Origin of the sequence: Neobacillus dielmonensis, from assembly GCF_000612665.1 — a bacterium.
Classification (GTDB): Bacteria; Bacillota; Bacilli; order Bacillales; family Cytobacillaceae; genus Neobacillus; species Neobacillus dielmonensis.
This window is the reverse complement of the sequence record NZ_HG942059.1, coordinates 1-25,424: the sequence shown is the minus strand read 5'-3', so window position 1 is coordinate 25,424 and position 25,424 is coordinate 1. Positions and strand designations below refer to the sequence as shown.

General features: G+C 42.8%; 22 protein-coding genes, 1 other RNA gene, 1 pseudogene and 1 other annotated feature. Of the genes and pseudogenes, 21 read left to right on the top strand and 3 right to left on the bottom strand.

The window, feature by feature from the left end; all coding sequences use genetic code 11:
* From BN2425_RS22745 to yajC, 10 genes and pseudogenes are all read left to right on the top strand, one after another.
* Nucleotides 1-571: pseudogene (locus BN2425_RS22745) on the top strand (hypothetical protein); the annotation flags it as partial.
* Nucleotides 555-1,547, top strand: a complete 993-nt coding sequence (locus BN2425_RS11240; RefSeq protein ID WP_042459133.1) for a phosphotransferase — start codon at nt 555-557, stop codon at nt 1,545-1,547. The pseudogene BN2425_RS22745 and the gene BN2425_RS11240, both read left to right, overlap by 17 nt.
* A gap of 90 nt (nt 1,548-1,637) precedes the next feature.
* Nucleotides 1,638-2,321, top strand: a complete 684-nt coding sequence (locus BN2425_RS11235; RefSeq protein WP_042459130.1) for a YhcN/YlaJ family sporulation lipoprotein — start codon at nt 1,638-1,640, stop codon at nt 2,319-2,321.
* Nucleotides 2,322-2,452: 131 nt separating this feature from the next.
* Nucleotides 2,453-2,980, top strand: coding sequence for a BofC C-terminal domain-containing protein (locus tag BN2425_RS11230; protein ID WP_042459127.1), 528 nt, complete (start codon nt 2,453-2,455; stop codon nt 2,978-2,980).
* Nucleotides 2,981-3,127: 147 nt separating this feature from the next.
* Nucleotides 3,128-3,742 (top strand): Holliday junction branch migration protein RuvA, encoded by a 615-nt coding sequence (ruvA, locus tag BN2425_RS11225; RefSeq protein ID WP_042459124.1) that lies wholly within the window; start codon nt 3,128-3,130, stop codon nt 3,740-3,742.
* A 10-nt stretch (nt 3,743-3,752) separates the two neighbouring features.
* Nucleotides 3,753-4,754, top strand: coding sequence for a Holliday junction branch migration DNA helicase RuvB (gene ruvB, locus BN2425_RS11220; protein ID WP_042459121.1), 1,002 nt, complete (start codon nt 3,753-3,755; stop codon nt 4,752-4,754).
* Nucleotides 4,751-4,957, top strand: a complete 207-nt coding sequence (locus BN2425_RS11215) for a DUF2905 domain-containing protein (RefSeq protein WP_042459118.1) — start codon at nt 4,751-4,753, stop codon at nt 4,955-4,957. Before ruvB ends, BN2425_RS11215 begins: the two co-directional genes overlap by 4 nt.
* An 18-nt stretch (nt 4,958-4,975) precedes the next feature.
* Complete coding sequence (gene queA / locus BN2425_RS11210; protein WP_042459115.1) at nt 4,976-6,004, top strand: tRNA preQ1(34) S-adenosylmethionine ribosyltransferase-isomerase QueA; 1,029 nt, start codon at nt 4,976-4,978, stop codon at nt 6,002-6,004.
* A 27-nt stretch (nt 6,005-6,031) separates the two neighbouring features.
* Nucleotides 6,032-7,171 (top strand): tRNA guanosine(34) transglycosylase Tgt, encoded by a 1,140-nt coding sequence (gene tgt, locus BN2425_RS11205; protein WP_042459112.1) that lies wholly within the window; start codon nt 6,032-6,034, stop codon nt 7,169-7,171.
* A 33-nt stretch (nt 7,172-7,204) separates the two neighbouring features.
* On the top strand, nt 7,205-7,534 hold the full coding sequence (gene yajC, locus BN2425_RS11200) for a preprotein translocase subunit YajC (RefSeq protein ID WP_042459109.1): 330 nt from the start codon (nt 7,205-7,207) through the stop codon (nt 7,532-7,534).
* A 41-nt stretch (nt 7,535-7,575) separates the two neighbouring features.
* Here the strand turns inward: yajC and BN2425_RS11195 are convergent, their stop codons facing one another.
* Complete coding sequence (locus BN2425_RS11195; RefSeq protein ID WP_042459105.1) at nt 7,576-7,944, bottom strand: TIGR04086 family membrane protein; 369 nt, start codon at nt 7,942-7,944, stop codon at nt 7,576-7,578.
* A 242-nt stretch (nt 7,945-8,186) separates the two neighbouring features.
* Here BN2425_RS11195 and BN2425_RS11190 point away from each other — a divergent pair, with 242 nt between their 5' ends.
* Nucleotides 8,187-8,846, top strand: a complete 660-nt coding sequence (locus BN2425_RS11190; RefSeq protein WP_042459102.1) for a DUF421 domain-containing protein — start codon at nt 8,187-8,189, stop codon at nt 8,844-8,846.
* Between the two features lie 326 nt (nt 8,847-9,172).
* Here BN2425_RS11190 and spoVB read toward each other — a convergent pair whose 3' ends face one another.
* Nucleotides 9,173-10,723: a stage V sporulation protein B gene (gene spoVB, locus BN2425_RS11185; RefSeq protein WP_042459099.1), complete on the bottom strand. Its 1,551-nt coding sequence runs from the start codon at nt 10,721-10,723 to the stop codon at nt 9,173-9,175.
* A 129-nt stretch (nt 10,724-10,852) separates the two neighbouring features.
* On the opposite strand from spoVB, the gene BN2425_RS11180 reads away from it, so the two are divergent.
* The 6 genes from BN2425_RS11180 (at nt 10,853) to dtd (ending at nt 19,503) form a co-directional block, all read left to right on the top strand.
* Nucleotides 10,853-11,149: a post-transcriptional regulator gene (locus BN2425_RS11180; protein WP_042459096.1), complete on the top strand. Its 297-nt coding sequence runs from the start codon at nt 10,853-10,855 to the stop codon at nt 11,147-11,149.
* Nucleotides 11,150-11,342: 193 nt separating this feature from the next.
* A complete protein-coding gene (secDF, locus tag BN2425_RS11175; RefSeq protein WP_042459094.1) occupies nt 11,343-13,604 on the top strand; it encodes a protein translocase subunit SecDF in 2,262 nt (753 codons plus the stop codon).
* A gap of 101 nt (nt 13,605-13,705) precedes the next feature.
* Complete coding sequence (gene recJ / locus BN2425_RS11170) at nt 13,706-16,057, top strand: single-stranded-DNA-specific exonuclease RecJ (RefSeq protein ID WP_042459090.1); 2,352 nt, start codon at nt 13,706-13,708, stop codon at nt 16,055-16,057.
* A gap of 2 nt (nt 16,058-16,059) precedes the next feature.
* Complete coding sequence (locus tag BN2425_RS11165; protein ID WP_042459087.1) at nt 16,060-16,572, top strand: adenine phosphoribosyltransferase; 513 nt, start codon at nt 16,060-16,062, stop codon at nt 16,570-16,572.
* A 276-nt stretch (nt 16,573-16,848) separates the two neighbouring features.
* The gene (locus BN2425_RS11160; RefSeq protein WP_042459084.1) at nt 16,849-19,047 is read left to right on the top strand and encodes a RelA/SpoT family protein; all 2,199 of its coding nucleotides are present in this window, start codon (nt 16,849-16,851) and stop codon (nt 19,045-19,047) included.
* A 12-nt stretch (nt 19,048-19,059) separates the two neighbouring features.
* Nucleotides 19,060-19,503 carry a D-aminoacyl-tRNA deacylase gene (gene dtd, locus BN2425_RS11155; RefSeq protein ID WP_042459081.1) on the top strand — a complete coding sequence of 148 codons (444 nt, stop codon included), beginning with the start codon at nt 19,060-19,062 and terminating at the stop codon, nt 19,501-19,503.
* A 35-nt stretch (nt 19,504-19,538) separates the two neighbouring features.
* On the opposite strand, the gene BN2425_RS11150 is transcribed toward dtd, so the two are convergent.
* A complete protein-coding gene (locus BN2425_RS11150) occupies nt 19,539-21,281 on the bottom strand; it encodes an SH3 domain-containing protein (protein ID WP_042459078.1) in 1,743 nt (580 codons plus the stop codon).
* 173 nt (nt 21,282-21,454) lie between these two features.
* Between BN2425_RS11150 and BN2425_RS22740 the strand changes: the two genes are divergently transcribed.
* The 4 genes from BN2425_RS22740 (at nt 21,455) to ssrS (ending at nt 25,342) form a co-directional block, all read left to right on the top strand.
* Entirely contained in the window at nt 21,455-21,631 is a 177-nt protein-coding gene (locus BN2425_RS22740) for a hypothetical protein (RefSeq protein WP_042459076.1), read from the top strand.
* Between the two features lie 59 nt (nt 21,632-21,690).
* Nucleotides 21,691-21,929, top strand: a binding site (T-box leader).
* A 93-nt stretch (nt 21,930-22,022) separates the two neighbouring features.
* Complete coding sequence (gene hisS, locus BN2425_RS11145) at nt 22,023-23,294, top strand: histidine--tRNA ligase (protein WP_042459074.1); 1,272 nt, start codon at nt 22,023-22,025, stop codon at nt 23,292-23,294.
* A 14-nt stretch (nt 23,295-23,308) separates the two neighbouring features.
* The gene (gene aspS / locus BN2425_RS11140; RefSeq protein ID WP_042459139.1) at nt 23,309-25,078 is read left to right on the top strand and encodes an aspartate--tRNA ligase; all 1,770 of its coding nucleotides are present in this window, start codon (nt 23,309-23,311) and stop codon (nt 25,076-25,078) included.
* Between the two features lie 67 nt (nt 25,079-25,145).
* Nucleotides 25,146-25,342: non-coding RNA, 6S RNA (gene ssrS / locus BN2425_RS11135), on the top strand.
* Nucleotides 25,343-25,424: the final 82 nt, after the last annotated feature.

Sequence of the window (25,424 nt, the reverse complement as noted above, 5' to 3'; positions counted from 1 at the left end):
TCAGATGCCAATGGGTCAAGGCCAAATGCCGATGGGTTTCGATCAGATGCCAATGGGTCAAGGCCAAATGCCGATGGGCTTCAGCCAGATGCCAATGAGTCAAGGCCAAATGCCGATGGATCCAATGACAACTGGTGGTGGTCAAATGCCAGGAGGTTTTCCTGCTACACAACAGCCAACAGGCGGACCAATGGGGACCTACTCAAGTCCAACGTCCATGTCTGACCCAGCATTTGCAAATCCAGAGGGTGTAAATCCCTATGGCATGGGTGGTCCTTATGGATACCCGCAAATGATGGGCCCTCGCCCAGATATCCATTCACCGGAAATGGCATATGGTGGGCAAATGTTATACACTGATCCTCCACAACCAGGAATGCTAGGAGCACAAGCTGGGGGCGATTGCGGTTGCGGAGCGCCAGTACAAAACTTTGTTCCGCCTACACCGCCGATATACAGCGCTCCTTACAACGTGCCAATGGGTGCCGCACAGCCCCCATTCATGAATCCATATGGCATGGGTCCAGTAGGCCAAGGGCTCACGGAGTATCATGATGAGAGCAGTTCATAACACTAACAAGGGAGACGATGATTATCTTGATCGTCTCTTCTCTTATTTCCAGTCGCAGTTTTCCCAGCAGATCGTCGAAGGAATCCCGATAAGGAAAAATGTATTCTTAGTAAAAACAGCTAAACATTCCTTGATTCTGAAGGGATACCATTCTGTTAACAAACTAAAACTGCAAGAAGCTTTTACAGCGACGTTAAGAAAAGAAGGATTCTCGAAAACCTATCGATTTCTCGGGGCTCCTTCAGGAGAACCACTATATTTTGATGGAAATTATTTTGGATGTATCGAATATATTCCCCCAAATAAAACCGCATTTTCGTTCCAATCGCAAAAAAATCGCCAGGAAGGATCGGATTTATTAAATACTTATCATGATACGACCAAAAAATTCGTCAAGCGTTACCAAACCCTGCTGCCGCAAGCAGATTTGCTTGGTAAATGGATGGATCGCAGGGGGATTTTTGGCAATCATTTACCGTTTGTACGCAGATTTATTGATTACTCTTTGCTTGCAGAGGTGGTTGCTTGGGCAGACTGGTCTTTAGAAAAAATGAATAGCAGCTATCGTTTGCTAACCAAGGAACCACAAGTGATACTCCATGGAGATGTCGCCCATCATAATTTTTTACGGGCAAATAGTGGTAAATTGTATTTAATTGATTTTGATTTAATCTCCATTGGTCCGCCTAGTTTTGACTATTTGCAGTACGCCAATCGGATTCTATATCATATGAACTGGTCTCTGTCACGGCTTTCACAGCATAAACAAATGAAACCTTATCTTCAAAATAAGGCTTTTTTAGCTGCTCTAGCCTATCCGGCTGACATATTCCGAGAATGGAATCGGCTTATGAGGGAAAGGTCTTATATGAATGAAGAAAAGGTCAAACAAGTGATTGACTTATCCGTGGGCGAATTTTATGCAAGAAAAAAGATGGTCCAGCAAATTAAGCAAGTGGTGGATGAATCGAGATAACAACTTATGGAAGAATGAAACCCCCTTGAAATCTGCAACCTAATCATGAGCATATCAAAATGCTCATGATGTGTAGAGGGGGTTTTTCGCTTGAACAAGAAACGGTGGATGATTCCTTTTTCAGTCCTTATGCTCGCTGGGGCCGCCGGCTGTGCCAACAATGATGAAGCCGGCAGAAACAATGTGAACCAAGGTGCCCGGCCAATCGGGTACTATTCAAATGAGAACCACCCGAATAACAATTATGAGGCCCTCAGGGATAATGATGGCCCCATGGTGGATATCCTCGATCATTCTTTCGGTGATGAGGACCAGACTAATAAGCAAAACAAGCTGCAGAAGAAAGATGAAAATGGAAATCCGTACAATCCGACAAAACCTCTTGCGAAGACAGACCGAAATTTTTTTCAACGAGATAATCGCTTCAGTACAAGTGATATGAATTACCATGGCCATTTGAATAAAAGAATCGGGAATGCCGGTGTCACCACCTCCCCTGGTTATCAGGAAAAAGTCACTGACGACATCCGTAACAAGGTCGCTGACGTTGATAATGTTCGGAGTATCCGGTCCGTATCATATGGCAATACCATCACCGTTTCAGTAAAATTACGAGACAAAAGCAAGGATGCTGAGACAAAACGGGCGATAGTAAATGCTGTAAAACCTTACGCTGACGGCAAACAAGTTCAAGTAATCATTGATGATGGCACGCTGGGGCGTGACCGCAATATCAATAACCAGCAGCGTCAGCCGGAACCAAATGGAAAATAGAGTCAAGGGCAAAGCTGGTGCTTTGCCCTTTTCATCTGGTTTCAAGGATAAAAAGAGTAGAACAGGCTAAACTAGGACTGTAAATAGTTATATTTTACTATAAGAGGTGAAAAAGCATGAGGTTCAATAGGATGAGAATATCTTGGCTGCATCGAGCTTTTTCCATTATTCTCTTCACCATTATAGGCGTTACTGCTGGATTCAAGATGACTGGCTCTGCCGCGGTATTGGATGACCTACAGAAGACAGAACCTCTGCACTTTAAGGTAATCTTGGAACGAATGTATCTAGATGGGGAAGTCAGTCAAGAGGTTGTTAACGAGACATGCTGGTCCATGGAAAACTTTTGGTCAAAATACGACCAGTGGAGGCTGGTGGATATTGATGATTCTACGTTTGTTTTTCAAAAGACAGTAGATGATATTTCGCCTTTGCTAAAGGCCAATGGCTTTTTTGGGGTAACGGATGATGGAATTTTAACGATTTATAACGGAAGGCCAGATCGTTCAAAAATCATCCAATCATTTTTTCAAATAGACATAAAAAAACTGGAAAGCAAAACTCAACAGCAGTTAATCCAAGGAATCCCGATAAAGACGAAAGATCGTTATGTTGAGGTTTTAGAAACGTTTAAGCCATATTCGGTACAAATACAATAGTTTGTTAGACATCAGACTGAGTAATATCATCAGCCTGATTTTTTTTGCTCATGCTATTTTCTTCATCTCCTGCAAAATTGTATGATAGAATGAAATACAGTGTGGAAATAAAGCATCCAGGTGCAAGCTGCTAGAGGAGAGAAGAGGATGTTTGAGTTTATCAAAGGAACGGTCGAATTTGTCGGCCCTGAGTATATCGTGATCGAAAACAATGGCATTGGCTATCAAATTGGGACGCCAAATCCGTTTATTTATTCGAGTAAAATGGGGACAATGGTAACAGTTTATACGTATCATTATGTACGCGAAGATCTTATGGCTTTATACGGATTTGTTTCCAGAGAAGAAAAAATGCTGTTTACCAAGCTATTAAATGTTTCTGGAATTGGTCCAAAAGGAGCACTCGCGATCCTAGCGTCCGGGGAAGTTCAGCAGGTCGTCAATGCGATTGAACAGGAGGATGAAAGTTTCCTTATTAAATTCCCGGGCGTCGGCAAAAAAACGGCTCGGCAGATGATTTTGGACTTAAAAGGTAAACTGCAGGATATTGTGCCAGACTATTTTCCTAATCTTTTCAATGCGGATCAGTTCCAGCATGAGGCGGCCGCAGCCCATCATGCAGAGTTTGATGAGGCCATCCTTGCATTAAAAGCACTCGGCTATTCAGAAAAAGAAATCAAAAAGATTTCACCAGAATTACAGAAAGAACAGTTGTCGACAGACCAGTATATTAAAAAGGCCCTCCAGCGGCTTTTAAAATAGGTGATGACCAATGGAAGACCGGATTATATCCAGTGAAGCAAATGAGAGTGAAGTAAGCTTTGAACAAAGCTTGAGGCCGCAGACATTAAAACAATATATTGGCCAAACTCAAGTGAAAAAGAATCTGGAAATCTTTATTCAGGCTGCAAGACTCCGTAAGGAAACCTTGGATCATGTTTTGCTGTATGGCCCGCCGGGATTGGGAAAGACAACCTTGGCCATAATAATTGCAAATGAAATGGGTGTTAATATCCGGACTACATCAGGACCGGCCATTGAACGGCCAGGGGATCTGGCAGCCATTCTTACGGCGCTTGAACCGGGAGATGTCTTGTTTATCGATGAAATCCATCGCCTCCCGAGGTCAATTGAAGAGGTGCTGTATCCAGCGATGGAGGACTTCTGCCTGGATATTGTGATTGGTAAAGGTCCGAGCGCTCGGTCGATCCGTCTCGATTTGCCACCGTTTACCCTTGTCGGTGCCACGACTAGGGCAGGGTCAATTTCCGCACCATTAAGGGACCGATTTGGAGTTTTGAGCCGTCTCGAGTATTATAAAGAGGACCAATTAACAAGCATTGTTAAAAGGACGGCTGAGCTTTTCGAAACAGAAATTGACGACGCTTCTGCAGCAGAAATTGCCAGAAGGGCTCGAGGGACTCCGAGGATTGCCAACCGGCTTTTGCGCCGGGTTCGAGACTTTGCCCAAGTAAAAGGAAATGGTACAATCGACCTAACCCTCGCAACAGAAGCACTGGAACTGCTTCAAGTCGATCGGCTCGGACTTGACCATATTGACCATAAATTGCTAAAAGGGATTATAGAAAAGTTCCGTGGTGGTCCAGTTGGTTTGGATACCATCGCTGCCTCGATTGGGGAAGAGGCGGAAACGATTGAAGATGTCTATGAACCTTACTTACTGCAAATCGGTTTCCTTCAGCGAACCCCTCGAGGAAGAATTGTGACTACAGCAGTCTATCATCATTTTGGGATCGAGGTGCCAGCCCCGTGAATGGTTTATCGAAAGCGCTCATGGTCATCGGAGGAATCATTTTTCTTATCGGATTGCTGATGCCTTTGCTGCACCTCGGTAAACTTCCTGGTGATATTCTGATTAAAAAGGGAAGTACCACCTTTTATTTTCCTGTGGTCACATCCATTGTGGTAAGCATTATCTTATCGCTCATTTTATATTTTATTGGCAGATTTCGTTAAAGATAGGGATGTTAAAAAATGAAATTAGATATGTTTGATTTTAATTTACCTGAGGAATTAATTGCTCAAGTTCCGTTGAAAAACCGCGCAGACAGCCGGTTAATGGTGTTAAATAAGGAAACAGGCGAAATTAAACATGAAGTGTTTAAAAATATTACAGGATATTTGCGTGAAGGAGACTGCCTTGTACTTAACGATACGAAGGTTCTTCCTGCACGCCTTTTTGGTGTTAAAACCGATACCGGTGCACATATTGAGGTGCTGTTGTTAAAACAGATCGAAGGCGACCGGTGGGAAACCCTGGTGAAACCGGCAAAACGGGTTAAAGAAGGAACGGAATTAGAGTTTGGCGAGGGCCTGCTTAAAGCGGTATGTACAGAAACGTTAGAACATGGCGGAAGAGTATTGGAGTTTAGCTACAGTGGAATCTTTTACGAAGTGCTCGACCAGCTGGGAGAAATGCCGCTTCCACCTTACATCAAAGAACGGCTCGAGGACAAGGATCGTTATCAAACCGTTTATGCCAGGGAACCTGGTTCTGCGGCTGCTCCGACGGCAGGTCTCCATTTTACGCAGGAATTATTGGAAGAAATTAAGCAAATGGGCGTTCATATTGCTTTTATCACCCTGCATGTTGGCCTTGGTACGTTCCGCCCGGTAAATGTGGACGATATTGAAGGTCATGATATGCATTCAGAGTTTTATATGATGACCGAAGAGACAGCACAGCTGCTCAATGACGTACGTGAAAAGGGCGGACGGATTATAACCGTCGGTACGACTTCAACACGTACCTTAGAAACAATTGCCACAGCTCAAGATGGCAAGTTTAAAGCCAGCAGTGGCTGGACCAATATTTTTATTTATCCAGGCTATACCTTTAAAGCCATTGATGGATTGATTACTAATTTCCATCTGCCTAAATCGACACTCATCATGCTTGTCAGTGCGTTAGCAGGCCGGGAACATATTTTGCATGCTTATAATACGGCTGTACAAGAACGATACCGCTTTTTCAGCTTTGGCGATGCGATGTTTATCATTTAGGCTTTGTTTTAGGAAGGAGACAACAATTTGACTGCCATTCGTTATGAACTCATTAAAACATGTAAACAAACAGGTGCGCGGCTTGGAAAGGTCCATACCCCGCATGGTTCTTTTGATACACCGGCCTTTATGCCAGTAGGGACACTTGCGACGGTTAAAACCATGGCGCCCGAAGAATTAAAAGAAATGGGTGCTGGTATTATTTTAAGTAATACCTATCATTTATGGCTCCGTCCCGGCCACGACATTATTAAAGAGGCTGGCGGACTGCATAAATTTATGAACTGGGACCGGGCCATCTTAACTGATTCTGGTGGCTTCCAGGTGTTTAGTTTAAGTGAATTCCGGAAAATTGAAGAAGAAGGCGTTCATTTCCGCAACCATTTGAGCGGCGAAAAATTATTTTTATCACCTGAAAAAGCAATGGAAATTCAAAATGCCCTTGGTTCGGATATAATGATGGCGTTTGACGAGTGCCCGCCATATCCGGCCACATTCGATTATATGAAAAAATCAGTGGAGCGGACTTCCAGATGGGCTGAGCGTTGCTTAAAGGCGCACCAGCGTCCTAATGACCAGGGCTTATTTGGTATCGTTCAAGGTGGGGAATACGAGGAACTCAGAAAGCAAAGTGCTCAAGATCTTGTATCGCTTGATTTTCCAGGATATGCGGTTGGCGGGCTATCGGTTGGGGAACCAAAAGACGTGATGAATCGTATGCTTGAATATACCACACCATTATTGCCGACAAACAAGCCGCGCTATTTGATGGGAGTGGGGTCGCCCGATTCGCTGATTGACGGGGCTATCCGGGGGATTGACATGTTTGACTGTGTTCTGCCTACTCGGATCGCTAGAAATGGCACCCTGATGACGAGTCAAGGACGTTTGGTTGTAAAAAATGCTAAATATGCTCGTGACTTTGGGCCGCTTGACCCCGAGTGCGACTGCTATACATGCAGAAATTACAGTCGGGCGTACATCCGTCACTTGATTCATACGAATGAAACATTTGGAATTCGATTAACGTCTTACCATAACCTCTATTTTCTGTTAAGATTAATGGAGAAGGTCAGACAAGCCATTAGGGAAGACCGGCTTGGTGATTTCCGAGAAGAATTTTTTGAGCAGTATGGTTTTAACAAGCCAAATGCGAGAAATTTCTAAAATAAGACCGGATTGAAAGGAGGGAAACGATAGATGTCAGGATTAGGTTCATTAATTCCATTAATATTAATGTTTGTGTTGTTTTATTTCTTGTTAATCCGACCGCAGCAAAAACGCCAAAAGTCTGTTCAAACAATGCAGAGCTCTTTGAAAAAAGGGGACAAGATTGTCACTATTGGCGGTTTGCACGGCTTCATTGATTCCATCGATGACAATAAAGTCGTAATCAAATGCGGAGACGGCAGCAGGCTTACATACGATCGTAACGCGATTCGAGAAGTAACCGAACCAAGTAAGGAAGCTCCAAAAGAAACTCCAAAAGAAACTCCAAAAGAAACAAAAGAAGTCAATCTTGAAAAATAGTACAAAAAAGGAAGCCGATAACTCAGGCTTCCTTTCTTTTTTTATGCCGATCGAGAATGGCCGGCTGAAATATTCACACCCAATATTCCACCCATCATGCTAATGAGTATATAACAAGTATGGTAGATAAATTGTTCCGCATCAAATAGCCGGTCGTAGCCTAGATATTGAAATAAGAAGACAATCAGCGAGTACATAAGCCCCGTTAACCCGCCAATCAACCAGCCTTTTTCTTTTCGCTTGCCGCCGGACAGAAATCCGCCCCCAAACAGCCCAATAAAGGATAGAGCTGTAACAACATATTGAAGTGACGATTCCTGCAAGGAAGTAAACCTTAATATGAAGGAAAATATCAGGCTGCAGACGATGGCAAAGGCAAAAATGAAAATCAAGCCATAGAGAATCGACATTCCTAAACCTTTTGATTCGATTTTTCTCTCCCCCTTCAACTGCCTAAAAGTCGGCGCAGTCTCATGCCTCTGCCCGTCTTCCAGACAACATTTGTTACCTAGTACAAGCGTATTCGTCTAAATGTGAAAGTAGAATCAAATTTTGCTAAACTCCTTATGGATTTTGAGAGATTTTTCCTTTCATGGTTTGCGCCCTTGTTGTTGATAATAAAGCTGAATGTAATAAAAGGAGCGGTATACGAGTGGAAGAATATTTGAATATCATTTTTCGAACGGTATTTTTTTATTTATTAATTCTTGGGATATTCCGGTTAATGGGCAAAAGGGAAATAGGGGAATTAAGTATATTAGACTTGGTTGTATTTATCATGATTGGTGAAATGGCGATTATAGCGATTGAGGATTTGGACCGTTCAATGATCCATACCCTCATACCGATGTTAATGCTGATGGCTATTCAGGTCGCCTCCTCCATTATTTCGCTTAAAAGTAAGAGGTTCAGGGACTTTGTCGATGGGAAGCCAAGCGTGATTATCAACAGGGGAAAGATTGACGAAACAGCCATGAGAAAACAGCGTTATAATTTTGATGATTTATTAACCCAGCTAAGGGAAAAAAATATCCGCAGTATCGCCGACGTCGAATTTGCGATTCTTGAGTCATCAGGAAGTTTATCTGTTATAGAGAAGCCAGGTTACCAAAAAAACCAAAAGAATGGAGATATCACGTTGCCATTAATATTGGATGGTAATATTGATGAGGAAAATTTGAAAAAAATTAATAAGACGAACCTTTGGCTGCGCCAGGAGCTGAAGAGGCAAGGGTATCGCGATATTAAAAAGATATCTTTTTGCAGCTTTGAAAGCGGGAAATTTTATATTGATTTGAAAGATGAGACTTAAATTAGATCTTTTATGAGTAACAAACAGTAAAAGGTGTAGTCTCCAAACGCCCAAACGGCCCCACAAAGCAGTGTCAGGGTAAATAAGGGGGGAAGTTGTATCCCCTTTATTTTTAGGCTCTATTAAACGATAATTTTTAACTCTGTAGATTGGAGCGGAAGGCGCTCAACTCCTGCGGGAGGACGGGGCTGAGGAGACCCCGCAGGCGCTTTCATCGCCGAGGAGGCTCCCCGGCACGCCCGCGGGTTCGCTGAGCGCCTGGAGCGGAAATCAACAGCCAAATTTAATAGAGCCTATTTTTAAAAAAATATAAAGCCTCATGGCATCTACAAAGCAAAAAAATGACCGATCCAAGGAATCTTTTGAAGTTCATCACGTTTAATTAACCGCAACACTAGAAGCAGCACCAAATAAGAGAGCCCCATACCTAGTATGGCCGTCAAAGTCCTAATCACTAAAGCTTCTGTTAATAGAACATGATCAAACAACCAGTAGCCGAACCAGCCGGAGGCCCCCATAACTAGAAAACCTTTTAAGTAGTCTCGAATCTCAAAAGGAAAAGCAATCTTTTTTAACACGGTCGCGAAATGCAGGATAGTGACTAATACAAATCCAACCACAATCGCTAAAGCAGCGCCGGTGATGCCAAAGGCAGGCTGCGAAGCAAGAAGAAAGATTACGGCTGTTTTTACCACTGCCCCAATCAGGCTGTTTATCATGGCTGCCCGGGCAAGATTAAGTGCCTGAAGTACCGCCTGCAATGGGCCTTGGTAGTAATAGAACAGGAAGAATGGAGCCATGACCCTGATGAAATATGATCCCTTATTGGAACCATACATTAACTCCATAAGTGGGTCAGCTAAAACGTACAAAACAATTACAGCCAGTCCACCAGTTAAAAATGTAAATCGCAAAGCCTGCTGAATTCGATATCCAATCAATTTACTATTTTTTCGAGAATTAGCTTCGCTAATCGCTGGCACCAATGAGGTGGCTAATGAATATGTGATGAAAGATGGCAACATCAACAGCGGCATAGCATAACCGGTCAATGCCCCATATTGTTTAGTCGCTTCCACCGAAAGAACCCCAGCAAGGGCTAAGCTGTGAGCGACCACAATCGGTTCAAAAAACCAGGAAACAGAGCCAATCATCCGACTTCCCATGGTCGGTAAGGCGATTTCCATTAGATTGCCAAAGGTTTCCTTACCTTTTTGAACAAACTGAAAAAAATTCGCCCGCAATCTAAACCGTTTCTTTATTTTGAATGTGGTCAACAAATAAATCAGTGAAACGAGTTCGCCAAGCACGGAAGCGGCCATAGCTGCGGCTGCAGCATATTCTACTCCGTAGGGCAGAAATGCTTTCGTCATGACCGCAATCAAGGTAATCCTGATAACCTGTTCAAATATTTGTGACATTGCGGAAGGACGCATGTTTTGCCGCCCCTGAAAATATCCCCTAATAACAGAGGAAACGGCAATAATTGGGATGGCCGGGGCAATCGCCATTAGAGGATAAACGGTCCTTTGATCTGTGAACAGGGTAGTCGACAAACTGGGCGCAAGCAGGAGTAAGGCTGGAGTAAGGACAATAGCCAAACTAACAGTTGTTGCTAACGAGACAACCAATATTTTCTTGATTTCGCCATAATCCCCACGGGCTTCCGCTTCTGCAATATTCTTAGATATCGCTACTGGCAGCCCAAGCTGGACAATGGTGACCACGAGAATAAAGGTTGGATAAGCCATCATATAAAGCCCAACACCCTCTTCTCCAATGCTCCGTGCAAGCACAATTCGATAGATAAACCCAAGCACTCGGGTAATTAAGCCGGCAATTAATAAAATAAATGTCCCTTTTAAAAACTTTGACATACCTTCTTCCCACCTTCTCAAAATAGGCGATATCATATACAATTATCTATATGCTTCATGATGGACAAAGCATGACAAGTTGTTGGATAGTTAAATAATGGGGGAGTTTCTCCTTAAGGAGGCATTTAGATGGATAATAGCCTAAATTTTGACCAATATCGCACCCAAGTACGGCCTGCACTTGTTAGTAAGCTAGAAGAATTCCGCTTTTTGGGGTACGATGCAGTTTCGGAAACTGAACTATGGGAATTCCTGACTAAGAAAAAGTGGAAGAAGGTTTCTGAAGAGCTTAAGCTGTACCAAATAATCGCTGATATTCTTACAATAAAAATAGGCGATTATATGAATTTTGCGGCTATTGAGTCTCTTAAAACATCAGAATTCTCATTTGATGATGAAAATGAGCTAAAAGAACTATTAAAATAAGCTACAGTTAATAGGTATTTAGCTTATTTTCCAATGAAAGTTTATTAGAAGGCCTGGCAGTGCAAATTTTCCTAATATTGAAATTGACAGCCCTATTTAACTATTCCATAATGTAAGCAGTGATTTTATATTGAGACAGGGAGCTTTTGGTTTCGTGCTCATGCACGTGCATTCTTAAGGAGGACATTACATAATGGTAAAGCGCAGTAGAATCGTTGCTTTCATTTTGCTGATTGTGTTATTTGCCAGCTCAATGGGAGCAACCACCAAGAATATCTTAAATAATATTAAGCTAGGCCTTGATCTCCAAGGTGGATTTGAGGTCCTATACGAAGTACAGCCTGCCAAAAAGGGCCAGAAAATTGACAAAGATGTTTTGGCAGACACTGCCGAAGCACTTGATCGGCGTATCAACGTCCTTGGTGTCAGTGAACCGGTTATTCAAATTGAAGGAAACAACCGGATCCGTGTCCAGCTCGCTGGCGTTAAAGACCAAAATGAAGCCCGGGAAATCCTGTCCACCCAGGCAAATCTGACTTTCCGTGATGCCAACGATAAGTTGATGATGGACGGGGCGGATTTAAAACAAGGCGGCGCCAAACAGACGTTTGACGAAAATGGAAAGCCAAGTGTTTCCCTAACATTAAAGAGTGCCGATAAATTTAAAAACGTCACTCAAGATATTTTAAAGATGGCACCAAATAACGTGTTAGTCATCTGGCTTGATTTTGAAGAAGGCAAGGATTCTTTTAAAACGGAGGCAACTAAACAGGATCCTAAATATCTATCTTCTCCAACGGTAAATCAAGTCTTTAATTCAAATACCGTTTCCATTGTCGGTAATTTCAAAGCCGAGGAAGCAAAAAATTTGGCATCCCTATTAAATGCCGGCGCATTGCCTGTGAAGTTACATGAGGTTTACTCCACATCTGTCGGGGCGAAATTCGGGGAACAAGCTTTACATGACACAGTTTACGCTGGTATTCTCGGAGTAATTGTTATTTTCTTATTTATGATTTTCTATTACCGTTTCCCAGGTTTCATTGCGACGATTACCCTAAGCGTTTTTACTTATTTAGTTTTACTTATTTTCGATTGGATGAATGGGGTTCTCACATTGCCGGGAATTGCGGCGATTATCCTTGGGATTGGGATGGCCGTCGATGCCAATATCATTACTTATGAGCGGATCAGAGAAGAACTGAAGGTCGGAAAATCGCTTAAATCGGCCTATCAGGCTGGAGAGAAAAATGCGTTTACCTCCATCCTCGATTCCAACTTGACAACCATTTTAACGGCAGCTGTTTTATTCTTCTATGGAAACAGCTCGGTTAAAGGGTTTGCCACGATGTTAATTATCAGCATTTTGATGAGCTTCTTAACCTCTGTTTACTTAGCTCGTCTGTTACTTGGACTTTTTGTTCACAGCGGTGTATTGAAAAATAAACCAGGCTGGTTTGGTGTTAAGAAGTCTGATATCCGAGATCTCTCCGATAATGTTGATACTTTAGATCTGCCAACCCGCTTTGATAAACTTGATTTTGCTAAGCACAGAAAGAAATTCTTCACCATTTCTAGTATCCTTCTGGTTGCTGGGTTAATTATTCTGTTTGTGATGAAATTGAACTTGTCTATTGACTTTTCAAGCGGGACCCGGATTGAAGTGATATCCGACAAAGCCGTTACAACAGAACAGGTTCAATCCGCTTTAGAAAAACTAGATGTGAAAACGGATGATATCGTATTATCCGGTGATAAAAAGCATGCCGCCGCGAGAATGATCGGGGTGCTGTCCAAAAATAAAATTGCCGAGGTTAAAAAGGAACTGAATAATGAATTTGGTCATGAACCAAACGTTAGTACGGTGTCACCTCAGATCGGAAAAGAGCTGGCAAAAAACGCAATTATTGCCTTGCTGATTGCATCAGTCGGAATTGTCATTTATACAACGATTCGTTTCGAGTTTTCGATGGCAATTGCCGCGATTGTCTCACTTTTGCATGATGCGTTCTTTATGGTCGCGTTTTTCAGTCTGACCCGTCTGGAAGTCGACTTGACGTTTATTGCCGCAGTTTTAACCATTGTAGGTTATTCCATCAACGATACGATTGTCACCTTTGACCGGATGCGCGAAAATATGCATAAGAAACGCCGGCTTAAAACCGTTGAGGATATTGCTGAAGTTATGAATGTAAGTATACGTCAAACTTTGACTCGCTCGATTAATACCGTTTTGACGGTGCTCATTACCACAGTTGCTTTAATTATTTTTGGCAGTGAATCGATTCGCAACTTCTCCATTGCCTTGTTTGTCGGCCTTATGGTTGGGGTTTATTCCTCTGTTTGTATCGCCGGTCCGCTATGGTATGTGTTGAAAGCCCGCGAATTGAAAAAGAACGGTCCAATTAAAACAGTAAAAGAAAAGAAAAAATACAGCGATCAACCGCAAGTATAATGAATCGAAGCGGAAGCGCCTAAGGGTGCTTCCGCTTTTGTTATTGAAACAAGCGTAACGCTCCTGTATAATAAGAAAGTCCAAAGAGGTGAACATAAACTATGTTAAAGTCGAAAACAAGATGGGTTGTTCAGGAAACTGATCAAGATCTAGTGAAATCACTAGAAACTGAATTAAAGATTACACCTCTAACTGCATCGCTTCTTATCAATCGTGGATTAGATACCGTTGATTCTGCACGGTATTTTTTATTTGGAAAGGATGAATTCCACGATCCCTATTTACTAAAAGGGATGGATACGGCTGTAAGCAGGATTCGTCTTGCCATTGACAGACAGGAGCCCATTCTTATATATGGAGATTATGACGCAGATGGAGTAAGTAGTACATCCGTGTTAATGATTACCCTTCGTGATTTAGGTGCCAACGTTCAGTTTTATATACCGAATCGGTTTACTGAGGGATATGGTCCAAATGAAGCTGCGTTTAGACATGCAGCCAAAACGGGCATTAAATTAATTGTCACGGTCGATACAGGAATTGCCGCTGTTCATGAGGCTGCTGTTGCCAAAGAACTGGGTCTTGACCTCATTATTACCGACCACCATGAGCCGGGTCCTGTCTTGCCAGAGGCTTTGGCGATCATTCACCCTAAGCTCCCGGGAAGTATTTATCCGTTTCGTGAATTGGCAGGTGTAGGCGTTGCCTTTAAATTAGCCCATGCCTTATATGGCAAGGTGCCAAACCATTTGTTTGAAATTGCAGTAATCGGCACGATTGCCGACTTAGTTTCTTTAAAGGACGAAAACCGCCTGATTGCCAAGAAGGGGTTAGCTAATTTAAAGAGCACTTCTAATGTAGGCTTGAAAGCATTGTTAAAGACTGCCGGTGTAGACTCCAAGTCCATAAACGAAGAAACCATTGGTTTTACCATAGCTCCCAGAATCAATGCTGTTGGCAGGTTAGCAGATGCTGATTTGGCAGTTGACCTGATTCTTACTCAAGATCCATTTGAAGCTTCCCAATTGGCAGAAGAAATGGAAGCCCTGAATAAAACACGCCAGTCGATTGTGAATACGATTACGGATGAAGCCATAGAAGAGGTAGAAAAATACTATTTTGATGAATCCAATAAGGTGCTCGTAGTCGGAAAAGAAGGCTGGAATGCTGGTGTAATCGGAATTGTCGCATCGAGGCTTGTGGAAAAATACTATCGCCCTACGATTGTTTTAAGCTTCGATCAGGACAAAGGCTTGGCCAAAGGATCTGCACGCAGTATTGCTGGATTTGATATGTTTCAGAATCTATCCACCTGCAGAGACATTCTCCCTCATTTTGGCGGACATCCGATGGCAGCGGGAATGACATTGAGCTTGGATGATGTCGACCAACTCCGTTCCCGTTTAAACCAATTGGCAGAGACCCTATTAACGGCCGAGGACTTTGTTCCAGTGACCTATCTGGACCAGGAAGTAAGCCTAGAAGATATTGATTTAACTGCCCTTGAGGAAATAAATCAACTATCTCCATTCGGTATGGATAACGCAAAGCCAAAAGTTTTAATAAAAAATGCGGATATCTCAAGTATTAAAAAAATTGGCAGCGACCAGAACCATTTGAAAGTGTTATTAAACGAGAACGGGGCAAGCCTAGATGGAATAGGTTTTGGCCTGGGGGCTTTAGTGGACGAAATTTCCCCTGCTGCAAAACTTTCATTAATCGGAGAATTATCGATTAATGAATGGAACAATATACGTAAACCGCAAATCTTTGTGCAGGATCTTGCCATTGACGATTGGCAGTTATTTGATTATCGAGGGCAGACCACGTTAGGAAGCTTAGCCCGAATGGTGCCTGAGGTCAATCGGAAAGTCATTGTTTTTAACAAAGAAAATCTTGATAAATTAGATAGCCATCTAAAAGCAGATGCAATCTATATACAAGATGTTGAAGCAGCACAGGCATTTCAGTCTGCTGATGGTAACTTGGTTTTAGCTGACTTACCACCTTCTAAAGAAATTCTGACCCATTTATTGCAAGGGTCTTGTCCTTCGAGGATTTATGCTTGCTTTTATAAAGAGTCCAGTGATTTCTTTAGCATGATCCCGAGCCGTGATCACTTTAAATGGTATTATGCATTTTTAATGAAATTTGCACCGATTGATTTAAAACGTTATGCAGATGATATTGCGAAACGGCGGGGCTGGAAGCGGGAAACAATTGTTTTTATGTCCCAGGTGTTTTCTGAACTGGATTTTGTTACAATAAACAATGGATTTATTAGTTTAAATAAACAATCACAAAAGCGTGATTTAGCTGACTCAAACATCTACCAAACAAAACAAATTCAATATGCACTTGAAAGAGATTTATTATTGTCTTCTTATCAAGAGTTAAAAGATTGGTTTGACCAAGTCATTCAAGAGTCAGTGATAATTGAGGAGGCCATTTAAGAATGGATTTAAAACAATTTATCGCCATTGTCCCAGACTATCCAAAGGAAGGGATTGTTTTTAAAGATATAACACCGCTAATGAATAATGGCGAGGCATATAAGTTTGCAACGGACAGTATTGTCGAATATGCCAAAGATAAACAAATTGATATAATCGTCGGACCGGAGGCCAGAGGATTTATTATTGGATGTCCGGTTGCCTATGCGCTTGGTGTAGGTTTTGCCCCTGTTCGCAAAGAAGGAAAACTACCTCGTGAAACCATTAAAGTCAGTTATGGGCTGGAATATGGAAAAGATGTTTTAACCATTCATAAGGATGCTATCAAACCAGGCCAACGGGTTCTGATTACCGATGATTTACTGGCTACAGGCGGTACGATTGAGGCGACGATCAAGTTAGTGGAAGAGCTTGGCGGTGTCGTAGCAGGTATTGCTTTCCTTGTCGAATTAAGTTATTTAGATGGCCGTAGTAAACTAGACGGATATGATATTTTAACACTGATGAAGTATTAATGTATCAATGAGGGCACTCGCTTCAAGAGTGCTCTCTTTGTTAATATTTTCTTGATTTTCGACAGATTTTTTCAATATTTGTAGAAATTATGTCTTAATTACTTTACATCTTCGTTATTTTTATCGATAATAGTAACAATCATTCTAAAATAGTAACAATTTTTTATAGAATGAAATTATATATAACTATACTGCCATTCGGCGTCCAATAGAGACTAATTAGGCAGACCATTGCGGAAAACAAACTAAATTGAGATAGAAAATAAAGGTGATCTCATGGCGAATGATCAAGTGTTAACAGCCGACCAAGTCCTTGATAAAACCAGAAAATATTTAAACGAAGAGCATGTAGAATTAGTCAAAAAAGCGTACGAATACGCGAAACATGCTCATCGTGATCAATATCGAAAATCAGGCGAGCCCTATATCATTCATCCCATTCAGGTTGCCGGCATTTTGGCAGATTTGGAGATGGACCCGGCAACGGTAGCGGCTGGTTTTCTTCATGACGTTGTTGAGGATACTCCAGTGACCTTAAAAGATCTTGAAGTGGAATTCAATGACGAAGTGGCCATGCTGGTCGACGGTGTTACGAAATTAGGAAAAATTAAATATAAATCGCACGAAGAGCAACAGGCAGAAAACCATCGGAAAATGTTTGTTGCCATGGCTCAAGATATCCGGGTCATTTTAATTAAACTGGCTGACCGGCTGCATAATATGCGGACACTGAAGCATTTGCCCGCTGAAAAGCAGCGCCGGATTGCAAACGAGACACTTGAGATTTTCGCCCCTCTAGCACATCGATTGGGAATTTCGAAAATTAAGTGGGAACTCGAGGATACAGCCTTAAGATATTTAAATCCGCAGCAATATTACCGCATCGTTAATCTCATGAAAAAGAAGCGGGAAGAACGCGAACAATATCTTGATGATGTCGTTGATGAGGTTAAAGCTCGTTTAGGAGAGGTTGCCATCAAGGCAGAAATTTCCGGCCGTCCAAAGCATATTTATAGCATTTATCGGAAAATGGCCCTGCAAAATAAGCAATTCAGTGAAATTTATGATTTGCTGGCAGTTCGGATCGTAGTGAATAGCATAAAAGATTGCTACGCGGTTTTAGGCATTATTCATACCTGCTGGAAACCGATGCCTGGACGCTTTAAAGATTATATTGCCATGCCGAAGCCCAATATGTATCAATCCCTGCACACAACAGTGATTGGACCAAAGGGTGACCCGCTTGAAGTGCAGATTCGGACATTTGAAATGCACCGGATTGCGGAATTCGGGATTGCCGCCCACTGGGCTTATAAAGAGGGTAAAACGGTCAGTGACAGTTCGACGTTTGAACAGAAGCTCACGTGGTTTAGAGAAATTCTTGAGTTCCAAAATGATACGGCAAACGCAGAAGAATTTATGGAGTCCTTAAAAATTGATCTTTTCTCTGATATGGTGTTTGTTTTTACACCTAAAGGCGATGTCATTGAATTGCCATCAGGCTCTGTTCCTATTGACTTTGCCTACCGGATTCACTCAGAAATTGGCAACAAAACCATCGGTGCAAAAGTAAATGGAAAAATGGTCACATTGGACTATAAGCTGAAAACAGGCGATATTATTGAGATATTAACCTCTAAGCACTCTTATGGGCCTAGTCAGGACTGGCTCAAGCTGGCACAAACCTCCCAAGCTAAAAATAAAATCCGCGCCTTCTTTAAAAAGCAGCGCCGTGATGAAAATATTGAAAAAGGCAAGGAATTGGTAGAAAAAGAAATTCGCAGCATGGAGTTTGATGTGAAGGAAATTTTAACTCCAGAAAATCTAAAAAAAGTTGCTGAGAAGTTTAATTTTATCAATGAAGAGGACATGTATGCAGCAGTCGGTTATAACGGTGTTACCGCTCTGCAGGTTGCCAACCGTCTGACTGAAAAATGGCGCAAGAAACGCGATCAGGAGCAATCCGCCAGCATTACCAATGTAATCACTGAATTAAAGGCAGTACCGACTTCGTCGCGAAAACGGGAGTCGGGTGTAAGGGTTCAGGGAATTGACAACTTGTTAATCCGTCTGTCAAGATGCTGCAATCCGGTACCTGGAGACGAAATTGTCGGCTATATTACCAAGGGCCGCGGCGTTTCAGTACACCGCTCAGATTGTACTAATATCGATACAAATGACGCCCAGAGCAGACTGATCCCAGTTGAATGGGAATCTTCGCTAAATGACCGCAAGGAATACAATGTTGATATTGAAATCAGCGGTTTTGATCGTAGAGGATTGCTAAATGAAGTCCTACAGGCTGTAAATGAGACAAAAACTAATATCAATGCTGTCACCGGAAAAACGGACCGCAATAAAATGGCTACTATCAGCATGACGATTGCGATTCACAATGTCGCTCATTTGCAAAAGGTAGTTGACCGGATTAAACAAATTCCTGATATTTATTCGGTTCGCCGATTGATGAACTAAGGAGTAGGAACTATGCGAATTGTTGTTCAACGGAGCAAAGCCGCCCGGGTAACCGTGGATGGGGAAGTGACGGGTCAAATTACGAAAGGACTCGTGCTTTTGGTAGGCGTGACCCACAGCGACACCGTGGAGGATGCCAAGTATCTGGCGGAAAAGATTCCGAACCTGAGAATTTTTGAAGATGATGCCCAGAAGATGAATTTGTCGCTGCTTGATACTGGCGGTGAAATTTTGTCCGTTTCGCAATTTACCTTATACGGAGACTGCCGAAATGGGCGGCGCCCCAGCTTTATCGAGGCTGCCCGGCCGGAGCAGGCTATTCAAATTTATGAGGCGTTTAACCAAATGCTCCGCGACAAAGGAATCCAGGTAGAAACCGGGGTTTTTGGTGCAATGATGGATGTAGAGTTGACCAATGACGGTCCGGTCACCTTAATTGTGGAGAGTAAGGCGTAAAAAATGCTTGGCCCAAAATGGGACCAAGCATTTTTTTATTGTTTAAAGTACCTGGCCAATCCTTCGAATAGGCCAGTGGCGGCACTTTCTTGAAAGCTGCTAGATGTAAGTGTCATTTCTTCTTCCGGGTTGCTCAAATAGCCAAGTTCAATCAAAGTGGCATTTTTATTATTCTCCCGAATAACATGAAAGTCGCCAAACCGAACGCCGCGGTTCTTCATCTTCGTTTGTCCCACTGTTGCTGTATACACGGTATTGGCCAACGGTTTTTGGAAGGAATGATAAAAATAGCCGGTCATCCCCCGGACACTTCGGTCTAAATTGCTGTCATAATGAAGGCTGATAAAAGCATCGGCGTCATTAACTTGGGCGGCCCTTACTCTAGATGACAGTGAAATGAAAGTATCACTATTTCTCGTAAGATAGACATTTGCCCCAGCCGAGACCAATTTATCATATAAAAGACGAGCAGTTCGGAGTGTTAGCTCCTTTTCCAATGTTCCCTTGGCCCCTGTCGTCCCATTATCTCCGCCGCCATGTCCTGGGTCTAGGACAATGGTTTTGTTCTTCAGATAGCCAGCAGCGCCGGTTTTGACGATGTTTTTGGCAGAACCATTGGTGGTGACGACCCAGCCGGCCACATATCCGGTTTTTCCATTATCCAATTTTACTAGATACCAATCATTCAGAACACTAATAACGGGAAACTGCTCCCCTTCATCTGCCCGAAGCATGACATCCGATTGGACATCGGGCGAAGTTCGGATATTGGTTCCATCCTGTAAGATGGTAATCTTGCTTGCCTTGCTGGCTTGTCCATTTTCTTTATCAGACATTTTATTATTGATATACCAGCTGGCAACCCAGCCATAATTGCCAGGTTTATATTCAATCTTTGTCCAACCGTTCTTCTCTTCCATAATCGGATAACTTTCCCCATTTGACACCGTTCCCACAATACTGGAGTTGTAGGAGGTCCCTGAGCGGACGTTTAGGCTATCTGCTGTTATGGTTCCCACTGTATCACTAGTTGTTTTTTTGGTGGTTACGGGCGCTGTTTCCGATTGCTTTGTAATAAATTCGGAACTAACCCAGCCTGTTAACTGAGAATAGCTAATCTCAATCCAATTATTTTTTTCGGATAAGATGGTAACATTTGTCCCTTTTGTCAGCTTTCCAAGGTTGGTACTTTTGCTGGACGGTTCTTCACGGACATTCAGAAGATCCACGTTCACTCGTCCTAAATTGGTTGTGGATGTTTCTGTTTTGTTATTTGTTTTTGTGGAAGTATTGAAAAATTCCTTTGAGGCCCAGCCTTCCCCAAATTGGGTATCAATTTTATACCAATTTTCGTTTTGATCGAGGATTTGTACTTCCTCGCCTTTAGCTAGTAAACCGATGATCTGGAAGCTTGTCCCAGGTCCTGAGCGCACCCTCAATTGCTCGGTTATCGCTTTGGCTTTGGTATTTCTTGAACTGGCTACGGCTGTTTTTGATTCGCCGTTCTCTTTGGCAATGAGCCAACTGACGACCCAGCCCGTTTTAAAGGTAGACAACTGAATCTGCACCCAGTCTCCCTTCTCCTTGATGACTGGATATTTTTCACCGCGTTTTGCCTGCTTCACTAAGGAATAACTTAAGCCCGGCCCACTCCGAACATTGACCATGTCCGTGGCGATGACAATCGAGCCACTCGAAGCCATTGTATTTCCCCAGGGCAGGAAGGTTCCAAAAATAAGTAGGATACAGACCAATAGAATGCTATTTTTTCGAAACATAGAACCCTCCTTATTAAAATGTCCATTATATATTTTAACGGAAAAGGGCCAGAAAATCATTCCTAAATTAGCAATTTGGTCCAATAAAACTACAAAAAGACAATTATCATGCAATTTCTTCCTCAGGGTTGGACATACTAGGAATATACTTGAGACCAGGGGAGCGATTAGCAATGCGGATGAGTGATAAAGGCAGAAATGTACAATCCATGGACGGTCGGCTGTTTGGTGTTGATTTTCACGACTTTGTCCAAAAAGAACATGAGTCAACAACCTTTGAACTTGCTTCTGAATTCGGGCTAACGATGGGAGATGTCAAAAAGTTAAAAAAACATTTAGGGAGGACTTAAATCCTTCTTGACATTGGAATCGATGCTCCGTATCATTATATAAATAAAATACTATATTGAAGTAACCAATGATGGAGCATAGTAGTTAAGGCCAATTCCATGGAAAAGAGAGGAAATGCCCTAGGCTGAAAGCATTTCTGCATGAATCTTAATGAAAGAACACTCCGAAGGCTTCTCTCTGAAAAAGTCCGACTCTAGTAGGAGAAGAACGTGGCAGGCGTTAACTGTTTGAGAGGAAGCGGCTCTTTTTGGGGCGCTTCAACTAGGGTGGAACCGCGGATGAACTTCCGTCCCTTGTTTAAATAACAAGGGATGGAAGTTTTTTTATTTTTGAGCCAACATATCGCGAATAAATTTTTTTTATATCGTTGAAATAAAGGAGGATTCCCTTATGTCAATTAACATCCCAAGAGGCACACAGGATATTCTGCCGGGTGAGGTAGAACTGTGGCAGCTGATTGAAAAAAAAGCTAGGGATCTATGTGAAAAGTATCAATACCAAGAAATTCGTACACCAATTTTTGAACATACCGAACTGTTTTCCCGCGGCGTCGGCGATACGACCGATATCGTTCAAAAAGAAATGTACACGTTTGAGGACCGGGGCGGCCGCAGCTTAACTTTACGGCCAGAAGGCACAGCATCTACGGTAAGAGCGTTTGTGGAGAAAAAAATGTATGGTAACGCCAACCAGCCCGTCAAGCTGTATTACATGGGACCTATGTTCCGTTATGAGCGGCCGCAATCAGGCAGGTTCCGCCAGTTTGTTCAGTTCGGTGTTGAAGCATTAGGAAGCCACGACCCTGCCATTGATGCAGAGGTGATTTCTCTTGCGATGAATCTTTACAAGGAAATGGGACTGAAGAAATTAAAGCTGATCATTAACAGCCTCGGGGACAAGGAAAGCCGTCTCGCTCACCGTGATGCGCTAATCAATCATTTTAAACCGAGAATCGGCGAGTTCTGTAAAGACTGCCAGAGCCGTTTAGAAAAAAACCCGCTTCGGATTTTGGATTGTAAAGTGGACCGCGATCATGAATTAATGAAATCGGCTCCTTCGATTATCGATTACCTCAATGAAGAATCAAAAGCATATTTTGATAAACTTCAAAAATATTTAACCCAGCTCGATATTCCATTTGAGGTAGACCCGAACCTAGTTCGCGGGCTGGACTATTATAACCACACCGCTTTTGAAATTATGAGCGATGCGGAAGGCTTTGGAGCGATCACCACGCTTTGCGGGGGCGGCCGCTACAATGGCTTAGCTGAGGAAATCGGCGGCCCTGAGACTCCAGGAATTGGATTTGCCCTTAGTATTGAACGCTTTATTGCAGCTCTAAAAGCTGAAGGCATTGAACTAGAGGTGAATCCAGGAATCGATTGCTATTTAGCTGCCCTTGGCGAAGAAGCCAAGGATTACACGGTCGGATTGCTGCAAAAGCTCCGATTGGCGGGGATTTCCGCAGAACGTGATTATTTAGCTCGAAAAATTAAAGCCCAGTTCAAAGCTGCAGACCGGTTAAATGCAAAGTATGTTGCGGTTCTTGGCGAGGAAGAGCTTAATCAAAACAAGATAAATGTTAAAAACATGGCAACTGGCGACCAAGTTGAAGTTGATTTGGATGGTTTTGTTGAGTACATTCAGGGGATGGAAAGGTAAGGGGGATTATCATGTTGTATGGCAGATCATATTTTTGTGGTGAAGTTCCAGAAGCAGCAGTAGGAGAGAAAGTTTCCTTAAAAGGCTGGGTACAAAAACGCCGTGACTTAGGCGGATTGATTTTTATCGATTTACGTGACCGCACAGGGATTGTTCAGGTTGTGTTTAATCCGGATGTTTCTAAAGAGGCATTGGAAACGGCAGAGAAAATTAGAAATGAGTTTGTTTTGGATGTTGTTGGTACGGTGGTTGCCCGCGAAGCAGGGACCATTAATGAAAATCTTAAAACCGGTACGATTGAAATCCAAGCGGAAGCTGTTACGATTATCAACGAAGCCAAAACACCGCCATTTATGATTACTGACAAAACGGATGCTTCAGAGGATGTACGCTTGAAGTATCGTTATTTAGATTTCCGCCGTCCGGTGATTTTTGAAACTTTGAAAATGCGTGCTCACGTGACTAGACAAATCCGAAATTTCTTGGATTCTGAAGGGTTTTTGGATATTGAAACACCAATTTTAACAAAAAGCACCCCAGAAGGTGCCCGTGACTATTTAGTGCCAAGCCGGGTCCATCCTGGTGAATTCTACGCGCTGCCACAATCACCGCAGTTGTTCAAGCAATTGTTAATGGTCGGTGGCATTGAACGGTATTACCAAATTGCCCGCTGCTTCCGCGATGAGGACTTGCGTGCAGACCGTCAGCCGGAATTTACTCAGGTCGACATCGAAACAAGCTTTTTGAGCCAAGAGGACATTATCGCACTTATGGAGCGGATGATGTCTGGGTTAATGAAGGAAGTAAAAGGCATCGATGTTTCTGTGCCGTTCCCACGAATGACTTATCATGAAGCTATGAGCCGTTATGGTTCGGACAAACCGGATACCCGCTTCGGATTGGAACTAGTTGATGTTTCCGAAATCGTGAAGGATTCTGACTTCAAGGTGTTTGCTGGAGCGGTTGCGAACGGCGGTCAGGTTAAAGCGATTAATGTGAAGGGCGCTGCCGACAAGTACTCCCGCAAAGACATCGATGCTTTGGGAGAGCATGCAGCCCGTTATGGAGCAAAAGGTCTAGCTTGGCTGAAGGTCGAGGAGGATGGTCTTAAAGGGCCGATTGCTAAGTTCTTCTCTGAAGAGGATGGACAAGCTTTAAAAGCTACGTTAGAAGCTTCTGAAGGCGATTTATTGTTGTTTGTTGCTGACAAAAAGAGTGTCGTTGCCGATGCTTTAGGCGCATTACGGCTGAAGTTAGGCAAAGAGCTTGGATTAATTGACCAAAGCTTGTTCAATTTCTTATGGGTAACCGATTGGCCGTTGCTTGAATACGACGAGGAAGAGGGCCGTTATTATGCAGCCCATCACCCATTTACGATGCCATTCCGTGAAGATCTGGAGCTGTTGGATACCGACCCTTCCAAAGTCCGCGCCCAAGCCTATGATATCGTTTTAAACGGTTATGAATTAGGAGGAGGGTCTTTACGGATCTTCGAGCGCCCGATTCAAGAAAAAATGTTCAAAGTCCTTGGCTTCTCTCCAGAGCAGGCTCAGGAGCAATTCGGATTCTTGATGAATGCATTTGAATATGGGACACCGCCGCATGGAGGCATTGCGATAGGTCTTGACCGCTTGGTGATGCTGCTTGCGGGCAGCACGAACCTGCGTGACACGATTGCCTTTCCGAAGACGGCAAGTGCAAGCTGCTTGCTGACCGATGCGCCTGGTGAGGTTTCTGAGGCACAATTAAAGGAATTAAATTTGTCACTAAATGTTCCTAAATAATAGGCATACATTTTCCTGGGCATCTTGATGGCTGCAGGAGATTATGCTATTATTAACTCAAGTTAGAAGAGTCCTGAAATGTACGTTGTATAACCTAATGTTTTGACCGAACATTTTATTATTGGGAGTCTGGAGTTTTTGAAAGGCGTAAATGCCTCACTCATTGCGAGTAAGGGGACTTACAAAATTCAAAACAGGACACCCACCTGCTGAGTGCGGGATCAAAACAAGGGATTGATAAGCGACGGCACCATTGGGACTCTTCTCTTTGTTTTTTAAACCTCTGCATTGAGAGGTTTTTTATTTTGTTTTTGGCTCTGTTAAACGATAATGTTGATTTTTTAAC

Coding starts and splice junctions, on each gene's coding strand:
- hisS (WP_042459074.1), top strand. CDS start 22,023: ATGTCAATTAACATCCCAAGAGGCACACAGGATATTCTGCCGGGTGAG.
- BN2425_RS11180 (WP_042459096.1), top strand. CDS start 10,853: ATGGATAATAGCCTAAATTTTGACCAATATCGCACCCAAGTACGGCCT.
- BN2425_RS11240 (WP_042459133.1), top strand. CDS start 555: ATGAGAGCAGTTCATAACACTAACAAGGGAGACGATGATTATCTTGAT.
- dtd (WP_042459081.1), top strand. CDS start 19,060: ATGCGAATTGTTGTTCAACGGAGCAAAGCCGCCCGGGTAACCGTGGAT.
- BN2425_RS11165 (WP_042459087.1), top strand. CDS start 16,060: ATGGATTTAAAACAATTTATCGCCATTGTCCCAGACTATCCAAAGGAA.
- secDF (WP_042459094.1), top strand. CDS start 11,343: ATGGTAAAGCGCAGTAGAATCGTTGCTTTCATTTTGCTGATTGTGTTA.
- ruvB (WP_042459121.1), top strand. CDS start 3,753: ATGGAAGACCGGATTATATCCAGTGAAGCAAATGAGAGTGAAGTAAGC.
- BN2425_RS11160 (WP_042459084.1), top strand. CDS start 16,849: ATGGCGAATGATCAAGTGTTAACAGCCGACCAAGTCCTTGATAAAACC.
- yajC (WP_042459109.1), top strand. CDS start 7,205: ATGTCAGGATTAGGTTCATTAATTCCATTAATATTAATGTTTGTGTTG.
- BN2425_RS11230 (WP_042459127.1), top strand. CDS start 2,453: ATGAGAATATCTTGGCTGCATCGAGCTTTTTCCATTATTCTCTTCACC.
- spoVB (WP_042459099.1), bottom strand. CDS start 10,723: ATGTCAAAGTTTTTAAAAGGGACATTTATTTTATTAATTGCCGGCTTA.
- queA (WP_042459115.1), top strand. CDS start 4,976: ATGAAATTAGATATGTTTGATTTTAATTTACCTGAGGAATTAATTGCT.
- BN2425_RS22740 (WP_042459076.1), top strand. CDS start 21,455: ATGCGGATGAGTGATAAAGGCAGAAATGTACAATCCATGGACGGTCGG.
- BN2425_RS11150 (WP_042459078.1), bottom strand. CDS start 21,281: ATGTTTCGAAAAAATAGCATTCTATTGGTCTGTATCCTACTTATTTTT.
- ruvA (WP_042459124.1), top strand. CDS start 3,128: ATGTTTGAGTTTATCAAAGGAACGGTCGAATTTGTCGGCCCTGAGTAT.
- BN2425_RS11195 (WP_042459105.1), bottom strand. CDS start 7,944: ATGTCGATTCTCTATGGCTTGATTTTCATTTTTGCCTTTGCCATCGTC.
- recJ (WP_042459090.1), top strand. CDS start 13,706: ATGTTAAAGTCGAAAACAAGATGGGTTGTTCAGGAAACTGATCAAGAT.